This window comes from Prevotella fusca JCM 17724 (genome assembly GCF_001262015.1).
In the GTDB taxonomy this organism is placed as follows: Bacteria; Bacteroidota; Bacteroidia; order Bacteroidales; family Bacteroidaceae; genus Prevotella; species Prevotella fusca.
On record NZ_CP012075.1, the window covers coordinates 360,257 to 373,684 of the forward strand.

Sequence of the window (13,428 nt, forward strand, 5' to 3'; positions counted from 1 at the left end):
GAAGCAGTGGAAGAGTTGTTTTGTATACCGCAAAGGTACGATTTTTCAAGCAAATCACAACAGTACTAACCGTCCAAATAGTACAGCAGGGGTTGTTTTGTATACCGCAAAGGTACGATTTTTCAAGCAAATCACAACTATTGCTGTTATCTATATTTTAGCAGCTTTGTTGTTTTGTATACCGCAAAGGTACGATTTTTCAAGCAAATCACAACTTGCAACGGAGTTCTCAAAGATGGGGTATGTTGTTTTGTATACCGCAAAGGTACGATTTTTCAAGCAAATCACAACAGGTAGGTAAGGCTTATACTAAGTCTACATGTTGTTTTGTATACCGCAAAGGTACGATTTTTCAAGCAAATCACAACAGTCTGATGGTGTCTTAGCTAGGGAACATAGTTGTTTTGTATACCGCAAAGGTACGATTTTTCAAGCAAATCACAACCAACAATAGAACAAAACCTACGTAGCCATGGTTGTTTTGTATACCGCAAAGGTACGATTTTTCAAGCAAATCACAACACCCATAATTGCAAGTGTTCTCATAAATCAGTTGTTTTGTATACCGCAAAGGTACGATTTTTCAAGCAAATCACAACTAAAGGTACATTCTAATCTATCACAGGAACAGTTGTTTTGTATACCGCAAAGGTACGATTTTTCAAGCAAATCACAACGCGCAACGCTTCGTCTATATTTTCTATTTTGTTGTTTTGTATACCGCAAAGGTACGATTTTTCAAGCAAATCACAACAACTTCTCTCAACTGCTGCGAGTTGGTAGGGTTGTTTTGTATACCGCAAAGGTACGATTTTTCAAGCAAATCACAACGGCTGGGATAAATTAAAAATCAGTGAAGAGTTGTTTTGTATACCGCAAAGGTACGATTTTTCAAGCAAATCACAACAGTTTTCAAAGTCGACCGCAAACGAATAAAGTTGTTTTGTATACCGCAAAGGTACGATTTTTCAAGCAAATCACAACCCCTTGTGCAATTTCAGAAACTCGTTAACGTTGTTTTGTATACCGCAAAGGTACGATTTTTCAAGCAAATCACAACCAGCCAATCAGAAGAAGTATTTTGATTTGGCGTAACTATTCAGCGATAATCGATATATACAGTGCATATCAATTTATCAAACCTTAAATAAGACTTGAATCGCATTATATGAAGTTTTGTCGTTCTTCTTAGCTGTTTCTACAATCGAATGAAGTTCAAGAAAAGCGTCTGCTCCGAAGTCGGACCGAAATGTACATGAGTTCTTCAGTTTGATTTTCAGCTTGCGTATTCCCCGTTCGCTTCCATTATTGTCAGAGGGTATCATCGGATTTTCAAGGGAACTGAAAATGTAGTCCCTGCATTTGACCAGGCCTTTTTTGAACGTAATGAACTTTTTACCAAGCCCCCTCTATATTCTGTTTGAGCAGATTGTCTAAACGCCAGGTCCATGACACCTTGTCTATGACGTCGTTCGGATTGGCGTTCCGTTCGTGAATGGCTTCACGGAACAGACTGGTTACTTTCCCGGACCACTCCTGCCCGGTGTCCAACTCTGAAAGATATTGCAGTTCGCGAAGCAAGTGAGCAAGACATACCTGATGATTGAGGAAACGGAGTGCAAAGTATGCGCTATGGCGGTCGGTAACGGCAGTCATTCGTTCCAAGCTGTCGCCAGACTTGTCTGCCAATACCTTCGATCCTCTTCCATCAGCATGGAAAAGCAGTGTGTAATAAACGGTCTGTGCTATCCAGGCCCAATCGGGTCTTTTGTTACAGTACAAGCCACTCTCATCGAAACCAACTACTGCTGATGACTTGATATGTTCTTTGATCTTATCAATCACAGGTTGCGCATTTCTCCTTGCCTCATTCACCCAGTTCACCAGCGAGCCTTCGCTTGGAGTGAGACCGAATACCTCACGCAAAAGACTTGCTATACGACCGTAAGGAAGAAATTGCACGACACTCAGATAAACCACCAGAGCCTTTACGCTTGAATCATATACCACGTTGTCTGACCGCCGTCCCGGTGCTGTCCGGATACGTTCACCACAGTTCTTGCATACCATCACACAGTGTCGGATTTCCTTGATTACGGGCTTCAACTCTGGAATGGAAATAACCTGAGTCACATAATCAAGTACACGCTCTGCGTCTGACAAAGATTCTCCGCAACGAGTGCAATAGTCAGGTACCTCGTCGATTGTCTCGTCAGGTACGGAAGAGCAAGACAACTTATGCCCATCATGTCCCTTTTGTCCTCCCGGCTTCTTGCCACTTGGCTTACGGAGGCTTCTTGTTCTTCTGACAACCTCATCCTTCATACGCTCCCTGCCTGGCGGAGTGCTGCTGTTATTAGAGTTCTTGTCAGGGTTTTCATACTTGACCAAGCGTTCCCGTAAGTTTGTAAGTTCCGTATCTTTCTTGCGGATTTGGAGGTTCAGAGCATTTATGTTACGGTTCAATTTCACAATCTCGGCATACTGCCGGTTGACAGTTTCACGCAACAACCGCATCTCTTCCGTCATGTCTTGTAACACTTTTGATATGTCCGTAACTTGCTCGTTCATAGGTATAAAGGTGCAAAGAAAATCTGAAATACGCAAGAAAAACGAGCATCTTTATAGCCTTTATACGAAGATTTTAGAGGAGAGAATACAGACTGATCGATACCGCTGAATAGTTACGTTTTTAAGTGACTATTCAGCGACAAGGTGTATAAACTATTATTGATTATCAATAAGTTACATAATGTAGGTACAGACAAATTCTAATAAAGAATGTCATTTCGAGCCTTTTTGACAGAATGTTAAGTTTATAAGTTCTTGATTTTCAATGTTTATTATCGCTGAATACGTTACGTTTTTAATAGAGAAACTTAATAAAGTTTAAAGTAATGAACATTTCGTTATACTGATAATTTACTTTATTATCTAATATTTCGGCAGAACCTGAAAATCTTAAACATGATAGGCAAATAGGTAGATTGTTATATTTTTTACAAGATTTAGGATATAAAATTAGTGATAGGTCGCTGCAGCTGAATAGTTTTCTGTTTATATTAGCATTTTGACATCTTAACAAAGTTTTTGTTTTGTAATTTTTTATAAATACTCGTAATATTATTTGTCTTATAGAGTTTTTATATATATATTTGCATTTGTTCTTACACTAATGTTAGTATCCCATGTATATTATAGGTAAAGAAGTCACATATACGAAAGCCTCAGAATCTAGGATAGGTAACGAGTATACTCCCACGCTTCTTTCGTATATTGATATTACATCTAAATTATTTAACAAGATTCTATGGGAGTAGGAATTGTAATCTAATTATTAATATGGTTCTGCTGGATTTAGTGTGAATTAACTTATGTCTAGCCCACCGTAGAAAAATAGAATAGCAATCCTGTACCTCTCGGCAGTTCCATATCCTCTGCCGATGGTCTTTATCTCTTGAATGGAGCCGTTGGTTCTTTCGGCTTTGCCGTTATTTGCACCTGTGACCATGGCTCTGACAATGCCTTTAAGGTGTCTCTTGAACATGAAGACCACCCCGTTGATTTCCTCTATGTTGTACTGCAATGCATCATCCATCTGGCGCAGCAACATTCCGTAAGTTTCCATGTCACCATGGTACTTGAGATGTAGGAGGTCACGAAAGAGTTCTTTGACTTTCCAAGCCTGCGAAACCTCATATTCCGCATCTTCAAGCTTGTTGAAACGAGCCTGGTCGTTGGTGGTATATTTGGACTGGTCCTTTAACCACAAATATTTGGTGTGTCTCAGTTCCGGGAAGTGCCTGACCTCACGTTTGCGAACTTTGTCAACGGCGTCGTTCAGATAGGTGACACGGTGGTACATGTCGTGGCAGTGGCTGGCGTTAGGGAAGTACTTCTTCGCTCCGTCAATGAAGGCGTCCCACATGTCCGTGCATACGGTCTTCACACCAGCCCTTTGCTCTTCAGTGAGAGCCTTGGTGCACAGATTCTCAACACTTTTCCTGGTGCGCCCGCCCTCTACTTCGATGACATTTCCTGTATCTCCGTCATAGAGCATACTCACATACTCATGCCCCCGTCGGATTGACTTCTCATCCATACAGACATGCTCATGGATGTGCCTGTCGTCACGCCGATTCAATCCCCGTTCAACAGCTCGTTGCATCACTCCATGCACTTGGTCAAAGGACAGGCGAAGAAGACGTGCAGTCTTTGTCTGATTCTTGGTGGACAGTAATGTTTCTACCGTTTTTTTTCCATCAACCAAGATAGCCGGGAGTTCGGCATTGCCCACGGAACGGGGACGCTCTTGATCCCATCTCCATCCCGGTATCGGGGGACTCGGGCTTCAAGAATCGTCTTGTACTGCCACATGTCCAAGTGCCTCCAACTCCGTTCGTGACGGAAGTCAAATATAGGGAATTCCTTCCCATCAACATGGATGGTGTCATGGCGATATTTGAGGGTGATGTGTATCTCATCAGCGGAGTCATCACATGTCACACGATCGATTTCCCAGTCATCATTGTTTTGGAGGAGCAGCTTGGTCAAGATGTCTTCTGGTCTCTTCATAATGACCACAAAGATACGAATTCCGCGCTGTTTTATGCAAGAGACGGCATGTTAATTCACACTAAATCCAGCAGAACCAAAAAAGGAAACACATGAGCCATTATAATATCCTAATAATCAATACATTACACTTTTATATAAATAAAGGTCCTTAATTCGACTCCAACTAAGGCTTAGTTATGCTTCAATTAGGCATCTATTGGACGTCAATTAGTGCTTAATTGGAATACAAGTAATCATCATTTGAAGTATATGGAATGAAATTTTATGACATAAATCCTACCGTTTCCTCTCAAATAAGCACATTAGAGGATTTGGAAGAATGATTATCACCAATTACATCCATTAGACTATGTATGTCTAAAAGTGTAAATACTATATCTTCCCTATAGATTTCGTGAATGGTTCTTTTAGCCTTGTACTTTTTAAAGTCATCATTATTTTTTCCTGTCTTATTCATACAGAAAAAGCCCACTCAACTAATGAGCAGGCTTTATTTCTATTACTTGTAAATCTGATTACTCGTCAACTAGCTTGAAATCATCCTTACCTACACCGCAAAGAGGGCAAACCCAATCCTCAGGAATATCCTCAAACGCCGTACCTGGCTCAATGCCACTGTCTGGATCACCAATCTCTGGGTCATAGATGTAACCGCAAGTTTCGCATTCGTATTTCTTCATAATGCTTTTATAATGTTTAATTTTACTTTTGTTGAACTATATCGATTGCAAAGATACAAGTATCCTGAAATTATTACAAGTATAATCCGTTAAAAAATGTATTTTACCCTCAAATATTTGATATATATGTAGAATATTGGGAAATAGTATATGGATAAACATGCAACATCTTCGGCTATAAAAGCACAAGTTTAAACATTCAAACCATATTCCTTACTTCTCGTAAAGGTAAACTTTACGTTAACTCAAACATTTCGCTCGGTATCTTACGCTTCAGCACTTCAAGCATAAAGTCCTTACCTGCAATAATCCCACTGTCACGAAGTACAGCCTCTATGGTCTTCTTTGCCAGCTCTGGATGATTATTCTCATCGCTCAGATGGCACAGCCATACATGACGCAAAACAGGAGAAGCATTCTCGACAAGTGCTTTTGCACAAGCCTCATTGCTCAAATGACCGCTAGGTCCACTGATACGTACCTTCAGATGGCGTGGATAAGGACCTGCAGCCAACTTCTCTGGTTCATGGTTTGCTTCTATTACCAAGTAATTTGAAATAGATATATAGTGTGCTATATCCTCGGTAATATGCCCGCAATCAGTGACCAATGTAAACCGTGTACCATCATGCTCTATGGAGTAACCGACACAGTCTGTACTGTCATGTGGAACACCGAAGGATGTTACTTTGAACTCACCAATAGAGATTTCCTCACCTTTGGTCAGGTTTCTAACCAACCGGCTATCAATCTTACGTCGCACACACCAGTTCTGACTGATTCCTCGATGGATATCTTCTGTTGTATATACAGGTATTTGCAAATCACCGCTTATAGAACCAACAGACTTCACATGATCAGCATGATCATGGGTGATAAGCACATTATGAACCATACTTAATCGCAGACCGTAATTGTGAAAATGCTTCTTTAGAGAACGAATACCGACACCGCAGTCAATCATCAGACAATCGTTGTCAGTATAAAGAAGATAGCAATTTCCACTACTACCACTGCCGAAAGATAGAAACTTCAGCATTATACTTTTATTTTAAGGCAAATGTAATAAAAGAATTTTGATAGATAAAACCATTGATTATATTTGCCAGATATTTAACCTCGATTTTATAAATAATTAACTAAAGTTTCCCACCCTGTAACTATTCAGCGATACCCGATATATATAGTGCATATCAATTTATCAAACCTTAAATAAGGCTTGAATCGCATTATATGGAGTTTTGTCGTTCTTCTTCACTGTTTCTACAATCGAATGAAGTTCAAGAAAAGCGTCTGCTCCGAAGTCGGAACGAAATGTACAGGAGTTATTCAGTTTGATTTTCAGCTTGCGTATTCCCCGTTCGCTTCCATTATTGTCAGAGGGTATCATCGGATTTTCAAGGAAACTGAAAATGTAGTCCCTGCATTTGACCAGGTCTTTTTTGAACGTAATGAACTTTTTACCAAGCCCCTCTATATTCTGTTTGAGCAGATTGTCTAAACGCCGGGTCCATGACACCTTGTCTATGACGTCGTTCGGATTGGCGTTCCGCTCGTGAATGGCTTCACGGAACAGACTGGTTACTTTCCCGGACCACTCCTGCTCGGTGTTCAACTCTGAAAGATATTGCAGTTCGCGAAGCAAGTGGGCAAGACATACCTGATGATTGAGGAAACGGAGTGCAAAGTATGCGCTATGGCGGTCGGTAACGGCAGTCATTCGTTCCAAGCTGTCGCCAAACCTGTCTGCCAATACCTTCGATCCTCTTCCATCAGCACGGAAAAGCAGTGTGTAATAAACTGTCTGTGCTATCCAGGCCCAATCGGGTCTTTTGTTACAGTACAAGCCACTCTCATCGAAACCAAATACTGCTGATGACTTGATATATTCTCTAATCTTATCAATCACAGGTTGCGCATTTCTCCTTGCCTCATTCACCCAGTTCACCAGCGAGCCTTCACTTGGAGTGAGACCGAACACCTCACGCAAAAGACTTGCTATACGACCGTATGGAAGAAATTGCACGACACTCAGATAAACCACCAGAGCCTTTACGCTTGAATCATATACCACGTTGTTTGACCGCCGTCCGGATACGTTCACCACAGTTCTTGCATACCATCACATAGTGTCGGATTTCCTTGATTACGGGCTTCAACTATGGAATGGAAATAACCTGCGTCACATAATCAAGTACACGCTCTGCGTCTGACAAAGATTCTCCGCAACGAGTGCAATAGTCAGGTACCTCGTCGATTGTCTCGTCAGGTACGGAAGAGCAAGACAACTTATGCCCATCATGTCCCTTTTGTCCTCCCAGCTTCTTGCCACTTGGCTTACGGAGACTTCTTGTTCTTCTGACAATCTCATCCTTCATACGCTCCCTGCCTGGCGGAGTGCTGCTGTTATTAGAGTTCTTGTCAGGGTTTTCATACTTGGCCAAGCGTTCCCGTAAGTTTGTAAGTTCCGTATCTTTCTTGCGGATTTGGAGGTTCAGAGCATTTATGTTACGGTTCAATTTGACTTTCTCGGCATACTGCCGGTTGACAGTTTCACGCAACAACCGCATCTCTTCCGTCATCTCTTGTAATACTTCTGATATGTCCGTAACTTGCTCTTTCATAGGTATAAAGGTACAAAGAAATCTGAAATACGCAAGAAAAATGAGCATCTTTATAGCCTTTATACGAAGATTTTAGAGGAGAGAATACAGACTGGGCAATACCGCTGAATAGTTACTTTCACGAGTAACTATTCAGCGATAAGGTGTGTAAACTATTATTAATTATCAATAAGTTACATAAATAGACACATACAAATTCTAATAAAGAATGTCATTTCGAGCCTTTTTGCCACAATGTTACGTTTATAAGTTATTGATATTTATTGGTGTCCGATAAAACTTTTTGGGGGCTATCTGTGTTAGTTAAAATAGACTTAAACTTATTATTTCCCTTAATTCCGCAGCATAAAATCTTGCAAGAAATCCAAGTGCCTGAGAAACAAAGTCCTCAAAACACTCGGATATGTCAGAATTTTCACCTATCTTAGTGCAACAAACATAACAAGTAAGCAAAAATCTGACATGACAAAGGTAGCAATTAAAAACGAGAATATCACTTCCTTCGGAGGAATTTATCACATCATGGACGTTTTTTCAAAGTTGGGCTTTGAAAACTTACCGAATCCGTGTTGGGCAGACGCGGATGCAGCGGCAAGGCATTCAGCCATGGAAGCATTCCAGGCTCTCTCTTCTTCAGCTACCTTTGTGGTGGGGATTGCCTTGAGGACATCAATGCGCTTATTGGGCAGTTCAAGCAGAGACCTGGTACGCTGTTACCCGGTGCCGACACCGTGGGGCGCGGACTGAAGGAGCTTGCCGAAGAGAATATTGTCTATAAGAGCGAAACCTCCGGCAGGTCTTATAGTTTCAACACTGCAGAGAAGCTGAACACCTTACTTTTACGGATGATACGGAGAATGGGGCTTATAAAGGGTTCTTCCATTAAAAGCGTGGATGTTTTTCGTATAGCTTTAACGGAAGAAGCTGAAGTTATGCATTAAATAAAAACATAGCCAAGACCGCCTTGTCTACCTACTTTATTATCATCCTCCGATGCAGAAAACCTTTTCATGTAAATACTTTGAAAATGCAGACAAGGGATTGAAAAATCATGACATAATTTCGGATAAAATATCAACAGATAAAGATAAAAATACGTGTAAAAAGCAAGTTTGCAACCAGCAGTAAATCAATCAGTTATAAGGTAGTGCAAAAAAGGTGCTTAATTGGACTTCAAAAGGGCGTCAGTTAGACCTCAAAAGGGCGTCTTTTGCAAGTCAATTGGGCGTCTTTTAGAAGCCAAGAGACCATGTATTGGTCTTGAACTGCATGAAAATAGTTTACAAACATTGATTGATATGGGAATAAGTTGTTTGTAGAAGACGGAAAGACACGGTATCTGTTTGCCTTTTCTGCATTTTTATTTTGTGCTCTATCCCTTTTTGTGAGACCGTCTATTTTTGGATAGTCATACCAGACAGGTGTATAAGCCTTTGTTCTGTTTCCTATCTACGTATTTAACGGGAGAGCCTTATAAAGGCGGGCAGTCATGTTGACCTGGACTTTTACCACCAGTTTGTTCCTGCCCACAAGTTCGATGCAAAGTATTCCTACAGGCAGGACCATGGTTATTTCCCGGGCTGGGCTTCCATCGGGGGCATCATAGTCGGAGGTGAGAACCGTGACGGAAACACCAATGTGAATAACTGAAATATATGCCCTTTTCCCTCATGGCTGAGAACATGGCTTTCATGATGGTTACTGCCATACTGAAGAACTTCTATCTCGTCCGCCATATCAGCGAAAAGGTCAAGCCTTTGAAAAAGACAAGCAGGCTGAAAGCCTTTATCCTGCATTTTGTCAGCGTGCCGGCAAAATGGGTGCGAACAGGAAGGCGGAACGTTCTGAACCTGTATACAAACAAAACATACTATTCTGAAGTATTCCTTGAACAAGCAGCATTTTTTTTGTGGTTCTCATATCCCCCATTGGTTTGGGTGGGGGATTCCATGCTTCGGCAAGACCCAGGAAGCCCCGAAAAATCCTCATAACAACACATAGAGCCGAAAAAGACATCTCAACACATAAAATCGCCTCACAAGGAAAAACGCTGCGGAATTGAGGTCTTACATCAGAAATAAACCCAAATCCGTCATTAGAGTCTAAAAGATTTTTTCATTGTCGAACAGATTGACTGTTTTTGTAACACAGGCGTAGCGGGCTACGCCAAGTCATGAAGACAGACAAGGTGCCGAAAAGAAAATAATAGATGCTAGGAAACAATACAAAATTAAGAGTTTTGGAACATTGTGGTTTAATGATTTGGGTTAAAGTTTCTATCCTAAAGACAAAAAGACTCTCCCCGACAGATCATGCACTACACAAACTAGTATATCTTGCCTATTGCAATATTCGAAAGAAATGGACAAAGCCATTGCCAAACTATGAACTAACAGTTCAACAGTTAAGTATAAAATTTGGAAAACGTTTCAAGAACATGTAACTTTGCGATTCCGTAGGCTTCTCGTCAACGAAACGCAATTATAAATCACATCCTGACGACCGAGGTTAAACCCTAACGGAAAGCAATATGACACTGTTGAACGTTGACTAATCCTTAGACATTAAATATCATTTTTTATAACAGGTTTTATCACCTTTTTTCCCTTATATTTCTTTCCAAGTGCTAGTATAAACTCCTTCCAATCATCTCGGAGTTCTATTTTAACCATATCTTCACCCATATAGCGTTTCTTTAGCCTTTTCTCACATTCTTCCATATATGCAAAATCTGCTTTGATACATTCGGTAGGATTACTTTTGCCAAGAATAATGCAGTCTCTAAATAATACAATAACTTCTGAATTTAATTCTAATTCTTCAACAATTTCTTTAGGTTCCCAAAAGAAAAATTTCTTTCTTAAAGATTCATTTCTATCCTTAGTTTTTCTTACTCTTAAGCGATAATCCTCTATCTGTTGAATATACATATCAAATTCATAATGTGAGATTTCTCTATCTTCTATTAGATATGCGAGATTACAGCCTTTACGTACGTCTTCTATAGCAACTTCGTTAATTATATAACTATCTGTCAGATTCGAATATTTGTTATAAGGGATATCAAAGTGGGGTTTTTCAGGGATTGGCTTGGAAAAGAATAACTCTTCCGTTATTTTTTCTGTTGAATAATCTTGTAGAACGCCAGATGCAAGCCCTTTTAGTCCTTTCATTGTAATGGAATACTTAATTCCCATTATCACATCTTGCTTAGTCATATAAGAAGCTATAAAATAGTCATCAATTTGAACGTCCAAATCATAATAGTCACGAGATTCTGAAACCCTGAAGGCAATATACCTATCGTTTGTCAGCTCTCTTACAGTAAACTTATAAAGATTAATTTCAAATGCTTTACCTATTTGTTTTTCTGCAAAAGCTTTTTTCTTTTCTATCAAAGAGTCTGACAAACTACCATTTTCTAATTCTTCTTTTGTACAATACTGTACTTCAATAGTTGAGTAAAATGTATATAACTCTTCACTATCCTCTTTTTCTGCGAATATCATTTTTATTTTAGGTTCTGCTGGATTTAGTGTGAATTAACTTATGTCTAGCCCACCGTAGAAAAATAGAATAGCAATCCTGTACCTCTCGGCAGTTCCATATCCTCTGCCGATGGTCTTTATCTCTTGAATGGAGCCGTTGGTTCTTTCGGCTTTGCCGTTATTTGCACCTGTGACCATGGCTCTGACAATGCCTTTAAGGTGTCTCTTGAACATGAAGACCACCCCGTTGATTTCCTCTATGTTGTACTGCAATGCATCATCCATCCGGCGCAGCAACATTCCGTAAGCTTCCATGTCACCATGGTACTTGAGATGTAGGAGGTCACGAAAGAGTTCTTTGACTTTCCAAGCCTGCGAAACCTCATATTCCGCATCTTCAAGCTTGTTGAAACGAGCCTGGTCGTTGGTGGTATATTTGGACTGGTCCTTTAACCACAAATATTTGGTGTGTCTCAGTTCCGGGAAGTGCCTGACCTCACGTTTGCGAACTTTGTCAACGGCGTCGTTCAGATAGGTGACACAGTGGTACATGTCGTGGCAGTGGCTGGCGTTAGGGAAGTACTTCTTCGCTCCGTCAATGAAGGCGTCCCACATGTCCGTGCATACGGTCTTCACACCTGCCCTTTGCTCTTCAGTGAGAGCCTTGGAGCACAGATTCTCAACACTTTTCCTGGTGCGCCCGCCCTCTACTTCGATGACATTTCCTGTATCTCCGTCATAGAGCATACTCACATACTCATGCCCCCGTCGGATTGACTTCTCATCCATACAGACATGCTCATGGATGTGCCTGTCGTCACGCCGATTCAATCCCCGTTCAACAGCCCGTTGCATCACTCCATGCACTTGGTCAAAGGACAGGCGAAGAAGACGTGCAGTCTTTGTCTGATTCTTGGTGGACAGTAATGTTTCTACCGTTTTTTTTCCATCAACCAAGACAGCCGGGAGTTCGGCATTGCCCACGGAACGGGGACGCTCTTGATCCCATCTCCATCCCGGTATCGGGGGACTCGGGCTTCAAGAATCGTCTTGTACTGCCACATGTCCAAGTGCCTCCAACTCCGTTCGTGACGGAAGTCAAATATAGGGAATTCCTTCCCATTAACATGGATGGTGTCATGGCGATATTTGAGGGTGATGTGTATCTCATCAGCGGAGTCATCACATGTCACACGATCGATTTCCCTGTCATCATTGTTTTGGAGGAGCAGCTTGGCTAAGATGTCTTCTGGTCTCTTCATAATGACCACAAAGATACGAAATCCGCACTGTTTTATGCAAGAAACGGCATGTTAATTCACACTAAATCCAGCAGAACCATATTTATGATGTCGCATATAGCCCTTGTGTTCACAGAACTCAATTTCTTTAAGTATTACCATCATGATTTATTATTTAACATACAAACAAATATCTTTAAAAGATTTTATGCCTATTGTGTCTACTATGATAAAGAAAACTATTCATAGTAACATAAAACTAACCAATATAGAAAACAAAAATATTTTTCTAACAACTTGTTTAGATTTTGATTAAAATCTCTGTTTACTCATTCCATTTAAAGGTTTTTATAGACTGGAAGAGGTTATTAAAAGTGAGTGAATCTTTGTCATGATACGAAATCATCATTTTTACCATCTTATCATAATTCTGCATAATAAAGATATGAACTGATACTGGTCCATTACCAGTAAGTCCCTTTCGTCTATAAAATGTATCCAGATAGTATGTGCTAGTAAATCCATTATCCGTGCTGGGCATTTGATTTGTTTCAGAACAATCATAGAATGGTCCATTAAGGATTAAATCAGGATTCTTTATTTCTGCATCAACCATTTTATCAAGTAACTTATACACCTCACTGACTAAAATATATTCATTTCGTTTTGCAAATGTACCTTGTTTCTCTCTAAAGTAGTCTATCGCCACACGGGAATAAAAATATTTCTTACTATCAGTTGTATCATTAAATGAAAAAGTTGTACCTTCTGACTTGTCTATAAAATTGGTTCTGCTGGATTTAGTGTGAATTAACAT

At 40.3% G+C, this 13,428-nt stretch carries 9 protein-coding genes, 5 pseudogenes and 1 CRISPR repeat array (1 of these 15 running past the window's edge); of the genes and pseudogenes, 4 read left to right on the forward strand and 10 right to left on the reverse strand.

The genetic code is table 11. From position 1 onward, the window contains the following. A CRISPR array of direct repeats spans positions 1–1,060; the repeat unit is 47 nt; unit sequence GTTGTTTTGTATACCGCAAAGGTACGATTTTTCAAGCAAATCACAAC (it extends 676 nt beyond the left edge of the window). Between the two features lie 76 nt (positions 1,061–1,136). The 6 genes and pseudogenes from tnpC (ADJ77_RS08780) to tnpC (ADJ77_RS14565) all read right to left on the reverse strand — a co-directional run bounded on the left by tnpC (ADJ77_RS08780) (position 1,137) and on the right by tnpC (ADJ77_RS14565) (position 7,882). Further along, positions 1,137–2,571 (reverse strand): annotated as a pseudogene (gene tnpC / locus ADJ77_RS08780) (IS66 family transposase). Between the two features lie 796 nt (positions 2,572–3,367). After that, on the reverse strand, positions 3,368–4,297 hold the full coding sequence (locus ADJ77_RS08785) for an ISL3 family transposase (protein ID WP_167336714.1): 930 nt from the start codon (positions 4,295–4,297) through the stop codon (positions 3,368–3,370). After that, entirely contained in the window at positions 4,246–4,575 is a 330-nt protein-coding gene (locus ADJ77_RS08790; protein WP_154663391.1) for a transposase family protein, read from the reverse strand. Before ADJ77_RS08790 ends, ADJ77_RS08785 begins: the two co-directional genes overlap by 52 nt. A 518-nt stretch (positions 4,576–5,093) precedes the next feature. Next, positions 5,094–5,258: a rubredoxin gene (rd, locus tag ADJ77_RS13370; protein WP_081784468.1), complete on the reverse strand. Its 165-nt coding sequence runs from the start codon at positions 5,256–5,258 to the stop codon at positions 5,094–5,096. A gap of 235 nt (positions 5,259–5,493) precedes the next feature. Then, entirely contained in the window at positions 5,494–6,297 is an 804-nt protein-coding gene (locus ADJ77_RS08795; protein WP_025079261.1) for an MBL fold metallo-hydrolase, read from the reverse strand. A gap of 162 nt (positions 6,298–6,459) precedes the next feature. After that, positions 6,460–7,882, reverse strand: a pseudogene (gene tnpC / locus ADJ77_RS14565) (IS66 family transposase). Between the two features lie 462 nt (positions 7,883–8,344). Between tnpC (ADJ77_RS14565) and ADJ77_RS08805 the strand changes: the two are divergent. The 4 genes and pseudogenes from ADJ77_RS08805 to ADJ77_RS14420 form a co-directional block, all read left to right on the forward strand. Beyond that, positions 8,345–8,778: pseudogene (locus ADJ77_RS08805) on the forward strand (IS1380 family transposase); the annotation flags it as partial. A 598-nt stretch (positions 8,779–9,376) separates the two neighbouring features. Further along, positions 9,377–9,523, forward strand: a pseudogene (locus ADJ77_RS14485) (IS1380 family transposase); the annotation flags it as partial. A 14-nt stretch (positions 9,524–9,537) separates the two neighbouring features. Then, a complete protein-coding gene (locus tag ADJ77_RS14490) occupies positions 9,538–9,873 on the forward strand; it encodes a hypothetical protein (protein WP_244148580.1) in 336 nt (111 codons plus the stop codon). 287 nt (positions 9,874–10,160) lie between these two features. After that, positions 10,161–10,325: pseudogene (locus ADJ77_RS14420) on the forward strand (IS256 family transposase); the annotation flags it as partial. A 121-nt stretch (positions 10,326–10,446) separates the two neighbouring features. On the opposite strand, the gene ADJ77_RS08815 reads toward ADJ77_RS14420, so the two are convergent. From ADJ77_RS08815 to ADJ77_RS08830, 4 genes are all read right to left on the reverse strand, one after another. Then, positions 10,447–11,391 (reverse strand): hypothetical protein, encoded by a 945-nt coding sequence (locus ADJ77_RS08815; protein WP_050696299.1) that lies wholly within the window; start codon positions 11,389–11,391, stop codon positions 10,447–10,449. A 33-nt stretch (positions 11,392–11,424) separates the two neighbouring features. Next, positions 11,425–12,354, reverse strand: a complete 930-nt coding sequence (locus tag ADJ77_RS08820) for an ISL3 family transposase (RefSeq protein ID WP_167336709.1) — start codon at positions 12,352–12,354, stop codon at positions 11,425–11,427. Beyond that, entirely contained in the window at positions 12,303–12,632 is a 330-nt protein-coding gene (locus ADJ77_RS08825; protein WP_154663376.1) for a transposase family protein, read from the reverse strand. Before ADJ77_RS08825 ends, ADJ77_RS08820 begins: the two co-directional genes overlap by 52 nt. A 304-nt stretch (positions 12,633–12,936) precedes the next feature. Then, complete coding sequence (locus ADJ77_RS08830) at positions 12,937–13,428, reverse strand: hypothetical protein (RefSeq protein WP_082224155.1); 492 nt, start codon at positions 13,426–13,428, stop codon at positions 12,937–12,939.

What these genes read in the sequence shown, in the direction of transcription:
- ADJ77_RS08790 (WP_154663391.1), bottom strand. Translation starts at nt 4,575, where the DNA reads ATGAAGAGACCAGAAGACATCTTGACCAAGCTGCTCCTCCAAAACAAT.
- rd (WP_081784468.1), bottom strand. Translation starts at nt 5,258, where the DNA reads ATGAAGAAATACGAATGCGAAACTTGCGGTTACATCTATGACCCAGAG.
- ADJ77_RS08795 (WP_025079261.1), bottom strand. Translation starts at nt 6,297, where the DNA reads ATGCTGAAGTTTCTATCTTTCGGCAGTGGTAGTAGTGGAAATTGCTAT.
- ADJ77_RS14490 (WP_244148580.1), top strand. Translation starts at nt 9,538, where the DNA reads ATGCCCTTTTCCCTCATGGCTGAGAACATGGCTTTCATGATGGTTACT.
- ADJ77_RS08815 (WP_050696299.1), bottom strand. Translation starts at nt 11,391, where the DNA reads ATGATATTCGCAGAAAAAGAGGATAGTGAAGAGTTATATACATTTTAC.
- ADJ77_RS08825 (WP_154663376.1), bottom strand. Translation starts at nt 12,632, where the DNA reads ATGAAGAGACCAGAAGACATCTTAGCCAAGCTGCTCCTCCAAAACAAT.
- ADJ77_RS08830 (WP_082224155.1), bottom strand. Translation starts at nt 13,428, where the DNA reads ATGTTAATTCACACTAAATCCAGCAGAACCAATTTTATAGACAAGTCA.